Origin of the sequence: Helicobacter salomonis, assembly GCF_900197775.1 — a bacterium.
Classification (GTDB): Bacteria; Campylobacterota; Campylobacteria; order Campylobacterales; family Helicobacteraceae; genus Helicobacter; species Helicobacter salomonis.
The window spans coordinates 1-18,888 of record NZ_FZMA01000038.1 but is presented as its reverse complement, the minus strand read 5'-3'; the positions used below and the strand labels follow the sequence as shown (position 1 = coordinate 18,888).

Genomic DNA, 18,888 nt, shown 5'->3' with positions numbered 1-18,888 from the left:
GAGAGACAAGGGTTAAAAAATTGACAAATTTATCAAATCCAGGCACAATAACCCTAGCGTAAAAGTTTGCCCTCCGCTTTGGAGGGTCTTTTCGCATTAGCGGAGATACTGGGCGAAGAGTATCATCAACGCTAAGATTATTAGCATTTTCTGCATGTGGTTGCCAAGTCCGCAGAATGCGGACGCTAAGAGATGACTCCATCAGAACAAGGGCACTTCTAAATTAAATGACCTTGAGTAAGTCCGAGGCTACCCTTTCTAGGGGCCCACCCTCTGACCCCCCAACCCTTAAAGGCCTTAGCCAATACGCCAAATACCCAAAAGAGATAACCACATATGCCTACACCGACATTATAATAATGCGTCGCTTAATCTTGAAAAATCTAATTGTGCAGAAATCCTAGCTAGCCCCTCAAGGTTGATGATGATGATGGACGTTAGGGGCTAGCCAAACCCTAGGGAGAGGGCAGCAGCATACTAGCACATTGAGAAAAGAGAAACAAGGGTTAAAAGCCCCAACTTTCCTCTCACACTCTAAAGCCCACAGGCTTGAAATCGTAGGAATATAAGATATTTTCCTATGCTTTAGTGTCTGCCATAGAGCTGGGGCATCAACTCTTAGATACCATAAGATCTCCTGCAAAAGCGGTTTTGAATCACTCCTCTAGGTAACCATTGGCTTTTAAGAAATCTTTGGTTTTGATGTCTCTGAGCTCAATTTTCAAAGTGCTGTTTTCTAGGTCCAGTTCAAAAATGCGATCTTTGAGCGCGCGGTTCTCGCGCAGTAGAACGCGGTATTTGCGATAAAGTTGATCCCCAAAGAAGCGTTTAGCCGGGCGCGCCTTGGCAATAGAGCGGTCTTTCAAATAAATTTCCACAAAATCCACAGGTTGAGGCAACAGTTCTGGGTCTTCCGCTTGATCCAAGAGCTCTTGCTTATGCTTTTGTTGTAGCACAAGATCGCGTTGCACCTTGTGTGTCAGTAGCTCCTGCTGGATGGCTTTAATCTCTTCTTTCTTGCTTTGGTGGCGGTTTTGCAAATCCTTGAGATGGGTTTTGGCTTCAAGTAATTGGGCACGCAAGTCTTTGAGAGCACTTCTAGCTTGGGTGATCTCGTTTTCATAAACCTGCAACTCTTCTTGAAATTTTTGTCGCTCCTCTTCAAAAAGGCGCACAAGCTCCCACTTTTCCTTAATCTCTGGGGCTTTTTGAATAAATTCTTGGAAGATTGAATCCTTCATACCATCTCCAGCGACAGCAGCGTCATCTCCGTTCCCTTGCTAATACGCACTCTCCCTTTACATCGCTCGCATGCACTGTAGTCCAAATTGGAGGGCACAAAAACATGACCACACTCCAAACAGGTCAACTCAACCCTTTCCTCTACAATTTCCAAAATGGCCTCTTTGCACAAGTCCAACTCTTCTTTGAAGGTTTCAAAGGCACTCACGAAGAGGTGCTTATCCATCGCACAACGCTCCCCGATACTCACTACAACCCGTTCAATCTTAGTAGCATCATGCTTTCGGGCATGCGCCTCGCATAAGTCCATGAGAGAAGAAACAACGCTATATTCGTGCACACCCTTAACCTATTGCTTGAGATTAAGCAAGGTGTTGAGGATCTGATCAGAAGTGGTTACAGCCTTAGAGTTAGCCTGAAACCCGCGTTGCACCACGATGAGATTGGTTAGACTCCGACTCAAATCTACATTGCTCGACTCGAGCTTGGAGCCAGAAACTCCACCTCTTCTGCCCGTATTGGCCGCCCCAATCAAAGCCTTGCCTGAGTTACCCGTTTCAGAGAACACACTCCCACCAATGGCTTGCAAGCCCGCATCGTTAGCAAAGTTTGCTAAAGCCACTTGGGCCAGGGCCAGGGTTTTCCCATTGCTAAATGCACCTAGCAAAGCCCCATCCCCATCAAAACGCACATCCATCAAGTCCCCTGCTTGATAACCATTCTGCTCAATGGCATAGGTTTCAGAAATCTTGTCCACACTGGTGATTCCATCAAAGCCCCCTGCTGTGCCCATGCTGAGTGTAATTCTTTGGGGTGCGTCTGAGCCATTTTTGGGGTCAAATTGCAAAATAGGAGGATTCATGCCTGCTAGAGAACCATCTTTGTTGAAGTGTAAACGACCCTCTTCAAAGACATTGGGACGCGTGGGTGAACTGCCCACAAGCTCTCCTGGTTCAGGCACAATGGCGCGGAAACGCCATTCTGATTCTCCGCTTTTAAAGAATTCTAAGCGCAAGGTGTGCTTCGTGCCTAAACTATCCACCAGATCGATGCTACTTGCATGCATCGCATGGCTAATCTTAGAAGTGGCTGTAGAAACCCCTCCCTCAATCAAAGAGGCAGTGTTAAGCGCACCCATCGTCTTGCCAAACAAGACATTCTTGGTCACTTTGTCGGAAGCATAGTTAGTAACGAAAATACTCAAGTCCTCCCTAGTAGGGTTACCATTGTCTTTGTTGGTGATCTCAAACATGCCGTTCTTATTCACCACTACAGAAACGGAAGCTGCTGAATCCTTATAGTTCCCTTTGAGCTTGGGGTCCTTGACGATATTAGCATCCCGTTGCATCAAGGCGCGCAAATCATCGGTAGTTTTAAACTGGCCGGTTGTCAGATCTGGTTTCACACCCTTAGTGTAGCGGTATCTAAAGGCTGTAACATCCTGATCGCCCTTGGCAAACTTGGCAAAAACCCCTGTGCCAGCACCCGTAATGACGATGTTTTTAACATGCTCATCTCCCTCCATGTTGTTCTTATTTTCCAAGCGCAAAGCACCATTGTCAATATAGGCTTCTACCCCCGTTTTGTCTTTAACAGCATTGATGGCCTCTTGGGCCGCAGCGAGACTGGAAATACGGCTGATCGTGGAATCGTTGGTGAAAGAAATCTTCGTGCCATTGAGCTCCAAGGTGCTATTGGTCTTGGCGACATCGATTTCTTTATCCATGCTAGCACTCTTGTAGCTTACCCAGATTCCTTGGTCTTCGTTGAGCAAAAATGCATCTCCATCCTCATTGAATAAAGACCCCATATCTTCGGCTAACTGCGTTAAATTCGTCGAAGAGTCGTACTGGGGCTTGACTCCATCTGCAGGGGTTCTACTTGAGGAATCTAGCATAAAAATATTCCCCGTTTGTTCAGCATGGCGGCCCGCATTCAGATTAGCGCGCATGGAAACCTTGCTGCTAGATCGCGCAGGCATGACCATGCCAGGATCGATGCGGATATTTTGGAGAGGCTTTGTGTTGTCGATTTTGAGCATATCGGTTTCACTCCCCTTAGAGCCCATATCCTTAGGATCACGCACCCACCCCTGCACCACATATCCCCCCGTAGTTACCAAACTCCCTTCAGCATCGAATAAAAATTCTCCGCTACGAGTAAAGTTGCGCGTTACCCCACGATCGGGACTGATGACGAAGAACCCATCGCCTTCGATGGCTAGGTCGGTTTTGACATCGGTATTTTGCAAATTTCCCTGAGAAAAGATTTTAGTCGTGGCATCCACGCCTACGCCTAAGCCCACTGAAAAGTCGTTCTGCCCCGCTAAACCATTTTTATAAGGAGCTGTGGCGATGAGCTTAACTTGGGAGAGCATGTCTACAAAGGAAGCGCGTGAATATTTAAAACCCGTGGTGTTGACATTGGCGATATTGTTGCTTTCGATGTCTAAAGCAATCTGGTGGGCTTGCATCCCATTCACGCCAGACCATAGCGAGCGGAGCATGGTAATCCTTTAATCAAAATTACCCTGAAAAAAGCAAAGATTGTTCCTAAAGAAGACTTAGTAGGTCATTATGGTGGATTTCTAAAATTTCCACAATTCCGCAAAAACAATAAACATGGCAAATTTTTATATAATAACTCACTCTAATATGAAAGGATTGCCATGGGTCATGGAGTGTTGCTTGTTGCGCCAAATGTTGCGCTAGAAGATAAGATAGTGACTTGCCTGAGTAAAATGTTAGAGGCAAAACACAAGAGTTTCAAGGTGGTGGAAGCGAGTTTAGGGCTGGGAATAACAGAAATTGAGACGCAGTTGCAAGAGGATATTTTTAGGCTTTGGTTGGAAGCGTATGAAACATGGCGCTTGGAGCAAGATTATCTTTTGCTGCGTGCAAGTGCGTTAGCACCTTTGCAAGCCCTGGAGCCTGGTGTCGTGCTTAAATTAGCCCAGCATTTGAATTTGCCCGTGATCAATGCCCTGCAGGGAGGCGTACACGCACACGCCCTTGCCCACTCTAACCTCACCCATGCAGGGTTGGTTAATCCCTTGAGTTTTGCGCAGGGCTATCAGAGAAGTGAGTCTGCGCACATTGTACTAGATATGGATGCCTTACCCCAGGATTTAACTCCAGCTTTCCGAGTTTTACAAGAAGCCAAGAGTGCGTGTGTAAGCCCGGTGCGTTTCCAAGCCGGACTGCTCAAACGGGCTAAGAGTGCGCTTAAGACCATTGTTTTACCTGAAAGTCAAGACCCTCGAATCTTACAAGCTGCTCATGCAATTACTCAGAGTCAAGCTGTGAAACTTATCTTACTAGGAGAAGCGGACAAAATTCACCAAGATGCCCACAATTTGGGCCTGGATTTGCAGGGGTGCACCCTCATAAATCCACACACCTCTGAACATCTTGACTCCTTTGCCAACACTCTGTATGCCCTGCGCCAAAGCAAGGGGCTGAGTCTGCAACAAGCCCAAGAGTTGGTCAAGACCCCTACTTATTTTGGCACGATGTTAGTCTATAGTGGGCATGCTGATGGCATGGTTTCGGGTGCCACTCACACCACAGCCGACACCGTGCGCCCTGCTTTGCAAACCATCAAATTGCATTCAGGAGTGAGCTTGGTTTCTAGCGTGTTTTTCATGTGCTTGGACACACGCGTCCTTGTCTTTGCTGATTGTGCAATCAACCCCAATCCCACCAGTGAAGAGCTTGCCCATATTGCCATTAGTTCAGCGCGCACGGCTAGAAGTTTTGGAATTGAACCTAAGGTCGCCATGCTCTCTTACTCTACGGGCACATCAGGTAAGGGCGCAGATGTGGACAAGGTGCACCAAGCCCTAGAGATTGCGCGTAACTTAGATGAGGGCTTGGTCATCGATGGACCTTTGCAATTTGATGCGGCCATCGATCCACAAACGGGGGCTAAGAAGATGCCTGGAAGTGCGGTGGCTGGACAGGCTAATGTCTTTATCTTTCCAGATTTAGACGCGGGAAATATTGCCTACAAAGCCGTGCAACGCACCGCTAAGACCTTAGCCATCGGACCTGTGTTGCAAGGGCTTAAAAAGCCCGTCAATGATTTGAGTCGGGGCTGTCTGGTCGAAGATGTGATCAACACCGTTATCATTACAGCAATTCAGGCACAGGGGTAAGCATGCATATTTTAGTTTTAAATCTAGGCAGTTCGTCTATTAAGTTTCAGCTGTTCCATATGGAAAAGAAGAGCGTGCTGGCTAGAGGTCTCGTGGAACAGATAGGCGGAGAGTGCTCGCAGGCACATATTTATACTCATGAAGGGCATGCCAAGATCAGCAAGGCGTGCATGCGCATTGCTAGCTATGAGGAAGGCCTGCAGCACATAGAGGATAGTCTGCGTGAGTTGGGGGTTTTAGAGAGTTTGGGGCATGTAGATGGCGTGGGGCATCGTGTCGTACATGGAGGGGATTTGTTCATTGAGCCCACCCTTATCAATGATGAGGTGATTGCCCACATTGAAAAATTGGCTTTCCTAGCTCCTTTGCATAACCCAGCTAATTTGATGGGAATTAAAACAGTTAAAAAACGCGCCTCTCATCTGCCCCAGGTTGCTGTCTTTGATACAGCATTCCATCAAAGTATGCCTCCACATGCTTTCATGTATGCCCTACCCCATGATCTCTACAAGACCTACAAGTTGCGCCGCTATGGATTCCATGGCACTTCACATAATTTTGTCGCCACAGAGGCAGCTAAGTTTTTGAATATCCCCTATGAGCACTTTAATGCTATTTCTCTGCACTTGGGGAATGGGGCGAGTGTATGTGCGATTCGAAATGGGAAGAGTGTTGACACCTCTATGGGACTCACCCCTTTGGAAGGTTTGATCATGGGCACGCGTTCAGGCGATCTAGACCCTGCTCTACTAGGTTATATCATGCAAATACAGCACAAGAGCTTGGAAGAGGTGAATGATGTGCTCAATAAGGAGAGCGGACTCAAGGGCTTGTGTGGAAAGAGCGATATGCGTGGCGTGGTGGACTTGATGGAACAGGGCGATGCGAATGCACAGCTAGCCTTTGACATGTATGCCTATCGTATCCGTAAATATCTGGGGTCTTACTTGCTCACTTTAGGGCGTGTTGATGCGTTGATCTTTACGGGAGGTGTGGGTGAGAATTGTGCACTCTTGCGCGAAGCGGTTTGTGCTAACTTAGAAAATTTTGGCATAGCACTGGATTTAGAGCGCAATAATAATTCTGCTAAAGATGTGTGGAATTTAAGCCAGTCTCATGCGGCCGTGCAGATTTTGCGTATACCCACGAATGAGGAGTGGGAAATTGCCAACAAAACTGCCAAAATTGTTCGAACGCTCCGGTGATCGAGCCACTGGGATCGCGGCTCTATCAAGGCTAACTCACAGCACAAGTGGGTCTTAAAGGAGGTCGCGTTCCTTTAAGGCACGCAGAAAGTTTAAAACCACTCCTCTTTTGATGATCTTCACTTGATGTTGATCGGCACTGAGAATGCCCATGAAAGTCCCATTAGCACTGAAAAGAGGTCTCCCATAAGGAGTATCTTGGAATAAGTTCCAATTGCCTAGTTGCAAACTTTGGACCTCAAAGGCATTTTTTTGACTCACTTGAGGATAATAGAGATTGCGATTTTCAAACGCACCTTTTTGCGCTAGAAGATTTTGTCCGTATTTTTTGTAAATGCGTGCATGGTAGTAACTCTCAGGCCTAGTTTGGCAATAATCATTGGTAAAGGCATGTGTGGAGAGCAAAGAGAGATCATGATTGCGATCGATGGCTTTGACATGCAGTCTAGCCACGCAAATTAACAAGGGTGCGCTGTCGTCCTGCATTTTAGCCATGATGGTTTGGGCATACATGCCCTGATCAAAAATAAGATTGGAGGCCGTCAGATATTGTCCATTTTGAAGTAAGAGTCCATAGCCCTGCTTGTAGTGTCCATCGCTAAAATAAGCAGTTAGCACGACACTGCTATAAATCCATTGATGCGGAGGTGGCGTATTCTTGGAAGCTTTCACATTGGTAGGTTTTTTAGTATTGATAGGGCGTTTTTTAGGCGTGGCCTGTTTTTTCTTGGTGCGACCGGCACTTGCGCTAGGCTTGCTCTTGGCTCTATGGATTAAGGAGGTATTGAGTACCTCCTTGCCTTGTAAAGTCCCCGTCCCCAGCAACAACGCCACAAGCACCAATCCTAGACTTCGCATACCTAAATCCCCAGTGTTGATAATCCTCCACCGCCAAAAGCCAATAGCCTCAACGCGAGCGGGTAAATTAAGTTGAAATCGGTAAAATGTGCCAATCTTTAACTAGCAAGGGTATACTTGATGAAATCGTTGAAAGTCTATGAAATTGATCCAGATGTGTTGGCTACCTACAACTACGCCATTATTCAGACCAATAAGGGCGCAATCAGAGTCCATTTATTCGGCGCAGATGCTCCTCAAGCCGTGTGTAACTTTGCTACTCTAGCTAATGAGGGTTTTTATAATGGCTTGAGTTTCCACCGCGTTATTGCAGGTTTTGTAGCCCAGGGAGGTTGCCCCCAGGGGACAGGCACGGGTGGACCGGGCTATTGCATTAAATGCGAAGTGCAAGGTAATCCTCATAAGCACAAACGAGGGACTTTGAGCATGGCGCACGCAGGTAGAGATACGGGAGGGAGCCAATTCTTTTTATGCTTTGCACCTCAGCCTCATTTAGATGGAGAGCACACGGTTTTTGGGCAAATTGAAGATTCAGATAGTCTCAAGGTCCTGGATTCTCTCAAACAAGGGGATATAATGGAGAGTATCTGCATTTCAAAGAGTTAGGAATTCCAAGCAGGTGTTAATTTTAGCCAGGAAGTTAGGCGAGGGGGTTTTCATCGGGGAGGACATTCACATTAAAATTGTCTCCATTGACAAGGGAAGTGTTAAGCTAGGCTTTCAAGCTCCCGCACACACTTTGATTTTGCGCTCGGAGCTTAAAGAGGCTATCGCCACAGAGAATAAACGCGCTTCCCAGAGTGTTAATGATGAGGTGCTCGCCAATATGGGAAAAAGTATCCAACTGGGCAAGCTGAAGTGAATGCTTTCAGTTTTGAAGTCTACCCCAAGGTCAATATTTTTCTGAAGATTTTGGGTCGCGAGCGAGGATACCATACCTTGGTATCTAGGCTTGTCTTGGTTAAGAATAGCTTTAGAGATCATATCTCTATAAAGAATGCGCGTACTTTTGCCCTCAAGGGTGATTTTGATTGTCCAGTGCAGAGCAATACGCTCTATAAAGCTTTACAAGCCCTGCGATCCCATATGGAATTTAGAAATGTCAAAAGTAGTTTGTTACGCGCCTTGGACTCCCTGGAAATAGAGGTGGAAAAGCATATCCCAACTCAAGCAGGGTTTGGAGGAGGGAGCGCAAATGCGGGGGGGTTATTACGCCATCTAAACACACATTTAGAGTTGGGGTTAACTTTAGACGAGCTTTATCATGTGGGTATGCGTGTTGGGAGCGATGTGAATTTCTTTATCTCGGGACTAGAATGCGCACATGTGAGTCATTTTGGTGAAGTTGTGGAGTCTTGTCAAGACATGCCTTTAGAACTGGAATTACTAGCCTCCAAGATCGCTTGTAAGACTTCGGAGGTTTATCAAGCCTTTGGGCAAACGCAGCCTACTCCCCTTGATCTCAACATGCTTAAGAACACCCACAGCGCTATCTTACTGCAAAATCACACGAGAAGCACACTCAATGATCTCTTACAAGCCGCGCTTAAAGTTGTGCCTGCTCTCCAGGAATTAGAGACAAATCTGGCAACGCGGTGGTTTTTCAGCGGAAGCGGAAGCGGATTTTTTGCGCTCAAGGAGAACAGGGTGTGAAAGAGATTGCGCGTAATAAAAAAGCTTTCTTTGATTATGAAATTTTAGAAACTTTGGAGGCCGGTATTGTTCTAGTAGGCTCAGAAGTCAAGGCTATCCGTGCTGGCAAGGTAAATCTCAAGGATAACTTTGTTAAGATCATGCGCGGCGAGGCGTTTTTGTTTGGTGTGCACATCGCGCATCTTGAGACGGCTAACGTGTACTATAAACCTGACGAGGTGCGCGCGCGTAAGTTGCTCTTGCATAAAAAACAGCTCATCAAGTGGGCGCAAGAGGTAGGGCAACACCGCTTGAGTATCGTAGCTTTGAGACTCTATTTCAACCATAAAAATAAAGCTAAACTTCAGGTCGCCTTGGTTAAAGGGAAAAAACTTTACGACAAGAGAGAGAGCATGAAAAAGAAGGCGTTGGAAATGGACGCTAAGATGGCATTTAAAAATCATTCTAGGGGCTTTTGATGAAAGAAATGGTGGACTATGGGATTTTGGGGTTTTTAGCGTTTTTGTCGGTGATTGTGATCGCCATTGGCATCGAACGGGTGTGGTTTTATGCCACTGTGCGTGTGGACGATTACAATGACAAACGCAAATTAGAATTAGACTTACACCGCCGTTTAACTCTGGTGGCGACCATTGGTTCTAATGCCCCCTATGTGGGACTGCTAGGAACGGTAACTGGGATTATGATCACCTTTATTGAGTTGGGCAATACGGGGTCTGTAGACACTAAAGCAATTATGGTAGGGCTGGCCCTAGCACTGAAAGCTACGGGCATGGGTTTGGTTGTGGCAATCCCCTCTGTGGTGATCTACAACATGCTCGTGCGTAAGAGCGAGATTATAAGCACCAAGTGGGATATTTACCATCACCCAGCTACAGAGGATACCACTTACAACCGCTTAGACACCGATCTTTAGGAAGCCAGATGAAGAAAATCGACTCGATGAATGTCGTGCCTTTTATCGATATCATGCTGGTGTTATTGGTGATCGTACTCACCACTGCTTCATTTGTTTCTACCTCGAAGCTCCCTATCAATATCCCCAAGGTAGATCAAAGTTCAGATAAATCCCAAGATGTCCTCAACAAGAGACAGGTTAACATTGCTATCTCGCACAAGGGTGAATTCTATTTAGACAAAAAGAAAGTTAGCTTTGAGACACTCAGACAAGCTGTGCGCAGATACCCCAAGGACACGCCCATCATTTTACAGGGGGATAAAAACAGTAACTTAGATAGTTTTGTCAAGGTGGTCGATCTCTTGCAGACCAATAAACTCAATGAACTCTATATTCTAGTGGAAGACAAAAACAAAAATCCCTAGGGCATTTAGATAGTTTTTAGCCAATATAGGCTAGAATATCGCTTTTGAAATTTTAAAGGATTGAGCATGAAGCGCACTTACCAACCCCACAATACCCCTCGCAAACGCACCCATGGTTTTCTCGTGCGCATGAGGACTAAGAATGGGCGTAAAGTGATCAACGCCAGGAGAGCAAAAGGTAGAAAACAACTCGCCGTGTAATGGTGCAGTCTCTAAAAACAAGCCGTCAGTTTAATTATGTTTATAAGAAGGGTGTTAAAAAGCACCACGAGTTTTTTATGCTATATTGCCTCCCCTTAGAGCCTGTACATAGGGATTTTTTGGGGACACAGACATCTTTGCTAGGTTTGAGTGTGTCCAAAAAGATCGGTAAGGCCGTGCGAAGAAATTTGATCAAACGGCGCGTGCGGGCTGTCTTTCAGCATATCCCCCTTAAACATCCCCAAGTTATTGTATTTGTGGCTAGGGCGGGAGTGGAACAACTTGATTATACAACCCTATGCACTCACATTTTGCGGTGCTTAAAACATAAAAAACGCATCCACACCAAGGCTTCTGGGTGAACAAGCTCAAAGCTCTTTGTATAGCTTTCCTCGTTTTCTATAGGCTAATCTCCTTGCTCAAGATGCCTTGTTGTCGCTTCTACCCGAGTTGCTCTACCTATGCGCTCTGGCTTTTACAACATGAATATTTAACTAAAGCCCTACTTAAGATTGCGCGCCGCCTCCTCTCTTGCCACCCCTATTCTCAAGGTGGGATTGACTACCCAACTAGCTCTAAACCTCTGCAAGCTAAGTTTGGAGCTCCCATTACACCCAGATATTACTTTATCCCCCTACATTCCCACACCCCTACTCCCTACTATATCCTTAAGGCTACTAGTGAAAGAAAATAACTTCCGCCTCATTCTAGCGATCGCACTCTCTTTTCTCTTCCTGACTATTTATAGCTATTTTCAAACTCCTGTGCCTAAAACCCAAACCCCTCAAACCACCCAGAATACCTCCAGTGTGCCCCAAATTTCCAGCGATACTAAAGCAACCTCTGCGCCTAAAACTCCTTTAGAGAGTGCGCCCATCATTGCGCGTGTCCACGCACCCAGTATGGAAATAGAAATCGATCATCTTGGGCGCATTGTTCAAATGTATCTCAAAGATAAAAAATTCACCACTCACAAAGATGAGGGTTTTTTAGACCATGTGAAAAGACTGATCGGACTCAATAAAGAACCTCTTAAACCTCTCACAAAGCTCCCTCTGCTGGGGGTAGATGCCCTCAAACCCTTAGAACTCAGATTCGCAGACTCCAATCTCAACCAAGAAGCCTTTAACAAACCCTACAAAGCCTCTGTGAGCGATCTCAGTCTCACACAGGGTGCACAAACCCTAACCCTGACACAAGAGCTCTCTGGAGCTATCATCAAAAAAATTCTCACTTTCCATACAAATCTGAGCTACGACCTCAAATTAGAGATCACAGCTAAAGGCGCACTGAACACGGCTTATATTCTCTCCAATGGGAGTCGTCCAGTAGCTGATGCAGATGGGTATGCCTTCCATGGAGTGCTCTTGGGCACACAGGAAAACAAGATCGAAAAAATCGAAGATGGGGATATTAAAGAGGCTAAATCTTTTAAAAACATCGCCTTCATCGCCAGTGTAGATCGTTATTACACTTCCTTATTTTTTTCAGAAAAACCCCTAGAAGCCATTGTAGATAGCCAAGCGGGCACCAAAAACCCCCTCCCCTTTATCTCTCTTAATGGCAGTGCCACTCTACATGGCTACATCGGTCCTAAGGATCACCGCTCATTAGAGCAGATTTCTCCCGTGTTAACAGATGTCGTGGAGTATGGAATCATCACCTTTTTTGCCAAGCCTGTCTTCCTGCTCTTGGATTATCTCCATCGCTACACGCATAATTGGGGCTGGGCGATCATTTTACTCACTCTGATTGTGCGCATTATCCTCTACCCACTCAGTTACAAGGGTATGATGGGTATGCAGAAAATCAAAGACCTCGCTCCCAAAATGAAAGAGCTGCAAGAAAAATACAAGAGTGACCCGCAAAAACTGCAAATGCATATGATGCAGCTCTATAAAAAGCATGGAGCTAACCCCCTGGGTGGTTGCCTGCCCTTGCTCTTACAAATTCCCGTGTTTTTTGCGATTTACCGCGTGCTTTACAATGCCGTAGAGCTTAAAAGTGCACCCTGGATGCTCTGGATTGATGATCTCTCTTTAATGGACCCTTATTTTATTTTGCCCATTTTAATGGGTATTTCAATGTATGCCCAACAAGCCATCACTCCCAGCACCATCACTGATCCCACTCAAGCCAAAATTTTTAAAATGCTCCCCCTCTTTTTTACCCTTTTCCTGATCACCTTCCCAGCTGGCCTGGTGCTCTATTGGACCGTGAACAATGTTTTTTCTATCTTGCAACAATGGATCATCAACCAAGTGCTAGAACAGAAAAAGCTTAAAGAAATTCAAGAGCATAAATCTGCTCACAAAAGTTGAGCATGAAAACAATCGTGGCGAGTAGCTTAGAAGAGGCTCTCCTAAAAGCCTCTAGGGAGTTGAATTGCTTAGTTGCAGATTTACAGTATGAGGTCATTCAGGTCCCTTCCAAAGGCTTTTTAGGGTTTGGTAAGAAAGAAGCTATCATAGAGGTCTGCATTAAGGAAAAGCCTCCTGAAAGACCAACTTCTAAGGACCTAAATACACCGAGGCCGCTTGCCCCGGTCAAGATTACTGAAATCCAAAATGAAATGCGTGCCCTACTAGCCCTTATCCCCTACCAAATTGACTCTGTTCAGGTAGAATTTTATGATTCCCAAACCTTGCTCGTTGAAATCAATGGGGAGGATTGTGCGTTGATCATCGGTGAGAGAGGGTATCGTTACAACGCTCTCTCCTACCTTCTGTTCAATTGGATTCACCCCAAATATGGTTATAACATCCGTTTAGAAGTGGCACATTTTTTAAAAAAACAAGAAGAGATGATCGAGCTCTATCTTCAGAGTGTGATCATGATGGTCCATGAAGTGGGCAAAGCCAAGACAAAACCTCTCGATGGTCTGTTGCTCCACATTGCGCTCAAACGCCTCAGAGAAACTTTCCCCGACAAATATGTCGCCTGCCAAAGTAAGGCCGATGATCAACGCTATATCGTGATCAATGACTTCCACCACAAGTCCTAGCACCATTGCCGCCATCGCCACCCCCCCAGGGCTTGGCGCAATCGCCATTATCAAGATGAGCGGGCCTAAGAGTTTAGAGGTTCTACAACATCTCTCCAAAAAACGCGCTTTCCCTCCTAGACAGGCCACTCTAGTGTCCATCTATGATGCGCAGGGCGCGCTTTTAGATCAAAGTTTAGCTCTTTACTTCCGAGCACCACATAGTTATACGGGTGAAGACGTGGTCGAAATCCAATGCCATGGCGGGGTAATGGTGGCTAAACTGATTTTGCAAGCCTGTTTGCAGGCGGGGGCGCACTTAGCCCAGGGAGGAGAGTTTAGCAGGCGCGCATTTCTGAATAATCGCATGGATTTATCTCAAGTAGAGGCACTCTCTGGCCTCATAGAAGCCACCCATGAAAATGGCGTGAAAGCGATGGCCAAACAACTCAAAGGAGCTCTTAAAGATTTTGTGCACAGCATACGCCAGACCTTGCTGGAATTGTTGGCCAGTAGCGAGGTGTTAATCGATTATGCAGAAGAAGATTTGCCACTAGACCTAAACACCCACATGCAGACCAAGTTACAACAGACCCTATCCAAATTGCAAAATACCTTGGATATCTCCCAATCCAAACGCGCCTATTTAGAGGGCTATCGTTTGAGTATCATCGGCAAACCCAATGTAGGCAAGAGTTCTCTCTTAAACGCCCTCCTCCTAGAAGAACGCGCGCTGGTGAGTGAGATTGCAGGCACCACTAGGGATACCATCGAAGAGGTGATCAACTTGCATGGGAGCTCTTTGCGCATCATCGACACAGCGGGAATCCGCGCCTCTGAAGATATGGTAGAGAATTTAGGGATTGCCAAAAGTCTTAAGAGCATGCAGGAGAGCGACATTATCTTGGCTCTCTTTGATCTCTCTGAACCCCTCGATCAACAGGATATGCATATTTTAGACTTGCTCAAAACCCAAGCTCACAAAATTCTCTGTATTGTTTTCAATAAAAACGACTGCCCTCTTCAACTGGATACGCAATTTATTTTAAAAGCCCTGCCTCCTTTGCGCATTCCCCCTCTACATCTTAACACCAAAGAACCCTGCCTTCCTCTCTTAAAAAACGCGCTCCGCCCTCTCTTTGAGAGTGACAACCCTCACGATAGCTTGATCTTAAGCGCACTCACACAGCAACAAGCCCTAGCCCAAACAATCTCCCACCTACAAAGAGCCACACACACCTTAGAAAGCCTAGAGTTAGAACTCTTCTCTTACCATCTTCAAGACGCTTTAGCTAGTATCGCCACGATCACCAGACCCTACCAAACTGAGGAAATGCTCGACGCGCTATTTGCGCAGTTCTGCCTGGGCAAGTGATTAAAACACCCAGCCATAGTTGAAGAATACATTGAAGTGACTCGCCCCATCGTAAAGCACCACATTACCCGAGAGGTCCTTCGTATCGATTTTGAACTGCAGAGGATTTTGAATGAGAGGAATGGAAACCCCTAGACTGTATTTGGAGTGCTTAAAGCGGTAGTTGAAACCCACAACGGCGTTAATGTTGCCCGCACTCTTGTAAATGGAATTGAGCACATAGGAATCCCAAAGTGCGCGTATTCCCACAAAGCTTCCAAAGGTGCTCACCAATGTTTTTCTTGTGGCATTAGCGCGCTGTTTTTTCCCACTGCCCGCTGCATTACGGGTCTTGTATGTCGTCTTAAAATCAATTAACAAATCTGTTCCCACGCCCAACCCCACCTGGGAAATCGTTTTGATATAGCCCAAACGCTTGGAAAAGTTGTATTTGAGCACTCCATAGTAGGACAGCCCTACAAAGTCGTTAAAATACTGCTGGTATCCGCTCTTGACATTGAAGCCTACCATGGCATCTGAACTCGTTTTACCCGAAGGCATGGCATTGGAGAGGGCGCGCATAAAGCTAGACTGATAAATGGGGCTGGGAACATGGACAATTTGGTCGTAATTGATGGGGAGTTTGTTGGCTTCCCCTAGTTGCTTCCACACCTTGATCCCCAACTCCACCAAACCCGTACCATTTTTGCCATAGGTCATATTACCATCATGACCATAGTTCTTTGTGTGTCCAAATTCGTGTAAGATCACTTCCATGGGCCATTCTGAACCCGTTTGGTAGTTTGTCCAAGCGCTGGACTTAGGGTTGATTAAATAAGGCTGTAGCCCTAGCAAGCCTGGCCCTGCCAACCCCTCTATACTGCTCTCCCCTGCCTTAGGACTTAGGATACCAAGCGCGATACTCGCCTTAGAGCGGTAGACATCTAACACCTCCTGGGGGGAAATCACGGGCTCTCCACTCGCCGTATCGTAAAACTTGAAAGGCGCGTTTAACACAGCATCGGCAAATTGTTGCGAACTGAGCAAGGAGGTCAGGTTGAGCATGGCATCGGTAAGCTCCTCAGCCTGCTTGGGGGTTGGGGTGAGCCATTTATCATCGGGGGCTTTAAGAAAGCTCAAATCTAAATCAACGCTGATTTGACTCAGCGCGTCTAAAACGCGCGTAGTGGTTGGATCAGACTGAGCGCTAGGTTGGATCGTGAAACTAGAGTTAGCAGGGGCATTGGCTAGAGCGGGCAAAAGATCGGGGTTGACATAAGTTTGGGTGAACTTGGGTAGGGATTGCACACTCCCCACTTTAACCTGCGTGCCCTGGGGGGTTGTCATGTAAATATCCACATTGCCCAAAGTGTAGGGCAGGAAATTTTGAATCTCCAGTCCCTTGCCCCCCAAAGCAATCTTGATAGGAGCGGTGGTTTTAAAGCGCACGAGCGGGCTAGTCACATCAGCTGTGGTGAATAGGGGTTGGGCATTTTTCATAAATTCTTGAGGACATAAGATAGAGAGACTACAAGAGGGTTTTTGAGAAATATCTTCAGCACTCGCCAACATACCCGTCATCAATCCCCCTTCTACAAATACCCCATCTTTAGGATGGGCTATGCATTCATGCCATCCTATCATGAGGGACAGAAACATCCACTTTCGCATGTTCGCCTCCATTTGGGGTTACGATTATAACCAAACTTGCTTATATTGACCTAAGGTGTGCTTAATTCAGGCAAACCATAGGAGTTGAGTTTGATTGAAGAGGTGGACAAAAGCGCAGGCCATGTTTTGCCCAAGAAAGACGCGCTCAACGCCATTGTTTCGTTGAGAAAATGCAGTTGACGCGTGAGCTCAAGCAGCAATTCTAACTGCAAAGCTTGGGCTTGTTGTGCATACTGACTATAAGCGCGCGCCTGCGCACTCTCATCCTTAGCCTCTTGGAGTTGAGTTTTTAGCGCGTTGTCTAGGTCGTGCAAACGGACTTGGAGTGTTGTGGGAGTGAGGAATTGATGCATCTGCTCTGTGCGCTTGCTTAAAGAGGCTAGAGTGGCCTGGGTGTGCTTGAGTTGAGTATTTTTTGAGGCCAGACGCGCTTGAGCATAGTGGTGCTGGAGGGCATGATAGCGTTTAAAATCACCTTGTAAGAGCGCATTCTGCATCGCTTGAATTTGGGTATCACGGGTGTGGCGATCCCGCATTTGAAGACTTACTTCACACACAAATTCGGCTAACACACTTCTCTCCAGTGACGCATGATGGGACATTGTCTTTAAAAAGTTTAGAAAATCCTGAGCATCCTGAGCTTCTTGACTCGTGTGTTGTAAAACAGCGCCTTGCTTAAAATCCAGCCATGGGCATTGGCCTTCTAAGTGCGCGCGTCTGCGTTGCTCCAGCTGGCTGTAGCGTTGGGTCAGCGCGTTGAGATGTGCTTGGCGTGTTTGTAGCCGCGCCATTTGGTCGTCTAAACTCTTGAGCATGGATTTCTGGGGTGGTAAGGCGCTCGCATGCATAAATCTCTCTGTGCGTTCCAGAATGTTTTGGATTTGATTAAGTTTGATCAATCTAGTTTGAGCATGGGAGATGAGTTGCCCATAGAGTCGCAAACTCTCTTGTAGCTTAGCGATCATGGTGCTTTCATTGGCATTAGAAGTGGCTAATTTGGCGTTAGCTTGGGTGTCTAGGGTGATCACAGCGGCTGCTTGTAACCATGTGGCTAAGAGCAAGGCCCATCGCATGTAAAATCACGAAACAGAACCCCTACATCTACCTCACACAATGATTTGCACGCATATTTTTGTTGGATTTTTGCGGCCCCGCGTACTAATACATCGCTGCGCACACCATGTGCAATGGACATAGTCGCTTCAATAAAGGCACTGAGCTGATCGCAAACTTTTAAGAGAGTCCCACATACACCCTGGTAAAGGTTGCGGTTATAAGTTTGCCACAAGGTATCTAAGTCTACATGGTGGACTTGTTTAGTCTGGGGGTCCAGATAGCGGTTGGAAAACTCATCTTGGGTGAAGTAGAGTAGATCTTCTCTAAACTCTGCACTCACATAACGCAGGAGTTTGTTCTCCATCTCTTGGGCTTCTATTTCTTTCAGATATGCGTCCAAGCCCTTGACCCCATGCTTGATGGGCGAGATAATGTCTCTGGTCAAAATTTCGGGCAAATCGTGGAAAAGTCCGCCTAAGAAGTGATTGATCCGCATACTCTCACACGCGCCAAGATCAAAACTCAACAAAAACGCGCACAGAGCCACATAAAGGGCGTGACCCAGTACACTGGTGGGGGGGACACGGGGGGTTTGACTCCAGCGCTTTTGGAAACGCAACTGTGCAAACATGGAAGCAAGCAGTTTGAGATGAGGAACTTGACTTAAGTGTTCTCCATCTTTTAGCAGAGCATTATCCAAACTATCTTTGATCTCCTGTACTCCATACATTCTGGGGTTGAAATCGTAAATGAGGCTAAATTCCCATGCGGAGACATAGTGGTGAGCCGTCCTCAAAAGCGCCGATTCTAAATCCTCTGGAGGGTGGCATAAGTAGGTGTGCAGGTCTTTAAAAAGCACATACCCCTTGACCTCCTCTTGCACTTCCTCCTGCACATAATCGGCTAGAGCTTGGCGGTGGGTTTCCAAGAGTTTGTAATAGATTGGGGGTTTGATGTCAGTCAACACCACGCGGCTTAAAAACTCAAAGCAGAAATAAGTGATGAGACGGGAGTAATTGATGGGATCTGGGGCGTGTTTAGCCAGTAAGATCGCCACCATCGCCTTATGCGCTTGCTTGTCTAATTCGCTAAACTCAACCGGACAAGCTTGGTCATTCCAGCGCCGGATGGAAGCGGCTATGAACAGCCGCTTCAAAAACCCAGGCGTGAGCTGAGGTTGTCTCAA

At 46.4% G+C, this 18,888-nt stretch carries 21 protein-coding genes; 14 read left to right on the top strand and 7 right to left on the bottom strand.

Annotation, left to right across the window (positions count from 1 at the left end; all coding sequences use genetic code 11):
- Nucleotides 1-656: 656 nt before the first annotated feature.
- From mua to flgE, 3 genes are read right to left on the bottom strand one after another with little or no spacing between them, the layout of a single operon-like run.
- A complete protein-coding gene (gene mua / locus C6H04_RS06205) occupies nucleotides 657-1,241 on the bottom strand; it encodes a nickel-binding protein Mua (protein WP_199766083.1) in 585 nt (194 codons plus the stop codon).
- A complete protein-coding gene (hypA, locus tag C6H04_RS06200; protein WP_104696184.1) occupies nucleotides 1,238-1,582 on the bottom strand; it encodes a hydrogenase/urease nickel incorporation protein HypA in 345 nt (114 codons plus the stop codon). Before hypA ends, mua begins: the two co-directional genes overlap by 4 nt.
- Nucleotides 1,583-1,591: 9 nt before the next feature.
- A complete protein-coding gene (gene flgE / locus C6H04_RS06195; RefSeq protein ID WP_104696183.1) occupies nucleotides 1,592-3,748 on the bottom strand; it encodes a flagellar hook protein FlgE in 2,157 nt (718 codons plus the stop codon).
- A 162-nt stretch (nucleotides 3,749-3,910) separates the two neighbouring features.
- Here flgE and pta point away from each other — a divergent pair, with 162 nt between their 5' ends.
- Nucleotides 3,911-5,398, top strand: coding sequence for a phosphate acetyltransferase (gene pta, locus C6H04_RS06190; protein ID WP_104732638.1), 1,488 nt, complete (start codon nucleotides 3,911-3,913; stop codon nucleotides 5,396-5,398).
- A 2-nt stretch (nucleotides 5,399-5,400) separates the two neighbouring features.
- Nucleotides 5,401-6,603, top strand: a complete 1,203-nt coding sequence (locus C6H04_RS06185; RefSeq protein ID WP_199766082.1) for an acetate kinase — start codon at nucleotides 5,401-5,403, stop codon at nucleotides 6,601-6,603.
- 54 nt (nucleotides 6,604-6,657) lie between these two features.
- Here C6H04_RS06185 and C6H04_RS06180 read toward each other — a convergent pair whose 3' ends face one another.
- Nucleotides 6,658-7,461, bottom strand: coding sequence for a hypothetical protein (locus C6H04_RS06180; RefSeq protein WP_104732637.1), 804 nt, complete (start codon nucleotides 7,459-7,461; stop codon nucleotides 6,658-6,660).
- A 120-nt stretch (nucleotides 7,462-7,581) separates the two neighbouring features.
- On the opposite strand from C6H04_RS06180, the gene C6H04_RS06175 reads away from it, so the two are divergent.
- The 12 genes from C6H04_RS06175 to mnmE all read left to right on the top strand — a co-directional run bounded on the left by C6H04_RS06175 (nucleotide 7,582) and on the right by mnmE (nucleotide 14,996).
- The gene (locus C6H04_RS06175; protein ID WP_104696179.1) at nucleotides 7,582-8,067 is read left to right on the top strand and encodes a peptidylprolyl isomerase; all 486 of its coding nucleotides are present in this window, start codon (nucleotides 7,582-7,584) and stop codon (nucleotides 8,065-8,067) included.
- A gap of 13 nt (nucleotides 8,068-8,080) precedes the next feature.
- On the top strand, nucleotides 8,081-8,323 hold the full coding sequence (locus C6H04_RS06170) for a carbon storage regulator (protein ID WP_104696178.1): 243 nt from the start codon (nucleotides 8,081-8,083) through the stop codon (nucleotides 8,321-8,323).
- Nucleotides 8,320-9,114, top strand: coding sequence for a 4-(cytidine 5'-diphospho)-2-C-methyl-D-erythritol kinase (locus C6H04_RS06165; RefSeq protein ID WP_104696177.1), 795 nt, complete (start codon nucleotides 8,320-8,322; stop codon nucleotides 9,112-9,114). Before C6H04_RS06170 ends, C6H04_RS06165 begins: the two co-directional genes overlap by 4 nt.
- Nucleotides 9,111-9,572, top strand: coding sequence for an SsrA-binding protein (gene smpB, locus C6H04_RS06160; RefSeq protein WP_104732636.1), 462 nt, complete (start codon nucleotides 9,111-9,113; stop codon nucleotides 9,570-9,572). The genes C6H04_RS06165 and smpB overlap by 4 nt, the downstream gene beginning before the upstream one ends.
- Nucleotides 9,572-10,030, top strand: a complete 459-nt coding sequence (exbB, locus tag C6H04_RS06155) for a TonB-system energizer ExbB (protein ID WP_104732635.1) — start codon at nucleotides 9,572-9,574, stop codon at nucleotides 10,028-10,030. Before smpB ends, exbB begins: the two co-directional genes overlap by 1 nt.
- An 8-nt stretch (nucleotides 10,031-10,038) precedes the next feature.
- Nucleotides 10,039-10,437, top strand: coding sequence for an ExbD/TolR family protein (locus tag C6H04_RS06150; RefSeq protein ID WP_104696174.1), 399 nt, complete (start codon nucleotides 10,039-10,041; stop codon nucleotides 10,435-10,437).
- A 66-nt stretch (nucleotides 10,438-10,503) separates the two neighbouring features.
- Nucleotides 10,504-10,638, top strand: coding sequence for a 50S ribosomal protein L34 (gene rpmH / locus C6H04_RS06145; RefSeq protein ID WP_104696173.1), 135 nt, complete (start codon nucleotides 10,504-10,506; stop codon nucleotides 10,636-10,638).
- The gene (rnpA, locus tag C6H04_RS06140; RefSeq protein ID WP_199766203.1) at nucleotides 10,638-11,000 is read left to right on the top strand and encodes a ribonuclease P protein component; all 363 of its coding nucleotides are present in this window, start codon (nucleotides 10,638-10,640) and stop codon (nucleotides 10,998-11,000) included. Before rpmH ends, rnpA begins: the two co-directional genes overlap by 1 nt.
- Before the next feature lie 20 nt (nucleotides 11,001-11,020).
- Nucleotides 11,021-11,332, top strand: coding sequence for a membrane protein insertion efficiency factor YidD (gene yidD / locus C6H04_RS06135; protein ID WP_267892220.1), 312 nt, complete (start codon nucleotides 11,021-11,023; stop codon nucleotides 11,330-11,332).
- Nucleotides 11,319-12,959: a membrane protein insertase YidC gene (gene yidC / locus C6H04_RS06130; protein ID WP_104732634.1), complete on the top strand. Its 1,641-nt coding sequence runs from the start codon at nucleotides 11,319-11,321 to the stop codon at nucleotides 12,957-12,959. Before yidD ends, yidC begins: the two co-directional genes overlap by 14 nt.
- A gap of 2 nt (nucleotides 12,960-12,961) precedes the next feature.
- A complete protein-coding gene (locus tag C6H04_RS06125) occupies nucleotides 12,962-13,642 on the top strand; it encodes a Jag N-terminal domain-containing protein (protein ID WP_104696170.1) in 681 nt (226 codons plus the stop codon).
- A complete protein-coding gene (mnmE, locus tag C6H04_RS06120) occupies nucleotides 13,620-14,996 on the top strand; it encodes a tRNA uridine-5-carboxymethylaminomethyl(34) synthesis GTPase MnmE (protein ID WP_104732633.1) in 1,377 nt (458 codons plus the stop codon). Before C6H04_RS06125 ends, mnmE begins: the two co-directional genes overlap by 23 nt.
- On the opposite strand, the gene C6H04_RS06115 is transcribed toward mnmE, so the two are convergent.
- The 3 genes from C6H04_RS06115 to C6H04_RS06105 all read right to left on the bottom strand — a co-directional run.
- Complete coding sequence (locus C6H04_RS06115) at nucleotides 14,997-16,646, bottom strand: porin family protein (protein ID WP_158653760.1); 1,650 nt, start codon at nucleotides 16,644-16,646, stop codon at nucleotides 14,997-14,999.
- A 50-nt stretch (nucleotides 16,647-16,696) separates the two neighbouring features.
- On the bottom strand, nucleotides 16,697-17,719 hold the full coding sequence (locus C6H04_RS06110; protein ID WP_158653822.1) for a hypothetical protein: 1,023 nt from the start codon (nucleotides 17,717-17,719) through the stop codon (nucleotides 16,697-16,699).
- Nucleotides 17,698-18,888 (bottom strand): HD domain-containing protein (locus C6H04_RS06105; RefSeq protein ID WP_233711873.1); only part of this gene is annotated, 1,191 nt, incomplete at its 5' end. The genes C6H04_RS06105 and C6H04_RS06110, both read right to left, overlap by 22 nt.

Coding starts and splice junctions, on each gene's coding strand:
- C6H04_RS06175 (WP_104696179.1), top strand. CDS start 7,582: ATGAAATCGTTGAAAGTCTATGAAATTGATCCAGATGTGTTGGCTACC.
- rnpA (WP_199766203.1), top strand. CDS start 10,638: ATGGTGCAGTCTCTAAAAACAAGCCGTCAGTTTAATTATGTTTATAAG.
- C6H04_RS06185 (WP_199766082.1), top strand. CDS start 5,401: ATGCATATTTTAGTTTTAAATCTAGGCAGTTCGTCTATTAAGTTTCAG.
- mnmE (WP_104732633.1), top strand. CDS start 13,620: ATGACTTCCACCACAAGTCCTAGCACCATTGCCGCCATCGCCACCCCC.
- exbB (WP_104732635.1), top strand. CDS start 9,572: ATGAAAGAAATGGTGGACTATGGGATTTTGGGGTTTTTAGCGTTTTTG.
- pta (WP_104732638.1), top strand. CDS start 3,911: ATGGGTCATGGAGTGTTGCTTGTTGCGCCAAATGTTGCGCTAGAAGAT.
- C6H04_RS06150 (WP_104696174.1), top strand. CDS start 10,039: ATGAAGAAAATCGACTCGATGAATGTCGTGCCTTTTATCGATATCATG.
- C6H04_RS06110 (WP_158653822.1), bottom strand. CDS start 17,719: ATGCGATGGGCCTTGCTCTTAGCCACATGGTTACAAGCAGCCGCTGTG.
- C6H04_RS06125 (WP_104696170.1), top strand. CDS start 12,962: ATGAAAACAATCGTGGCGAGTAGCTTAGAAGAGGCTCTCCTAAAAGCC.
- rpmH (WP_104696173.1), top strand. CDS start 10,504: ATGAAGCGCACTTACCAACCCCACAATACCCCTCGCAAACGCACCCAT.
- C6H04_RS06180 (WP_104732637.1), bottom strand. CDS start 7,461: ATGCGAAGTCTAGGATTGGTGCTTGTGGCGTTGTTGCTGGGGACGGGG.
- C6H04_RS06115 (WP_158653760.1), bottom strand. CDS start 16,646: ATGCGAAAGTGGATGTTTCTGTCCCTCATGATAGGATGGCATGAATGC.
- mua (WP_199766083.1), bottom strand. CDS start 1,241: ATGAAGGATTCAATCTTCCAAGAATTTATTCAAAAAGCCCCAGAGATT.
- flgE (WP_104696183.1), bottom strand. CDS start 3,748: ATGCTCCGCTCGCTATGGTCTGGCGTGAATGGGATGCAAGCCCACCAG.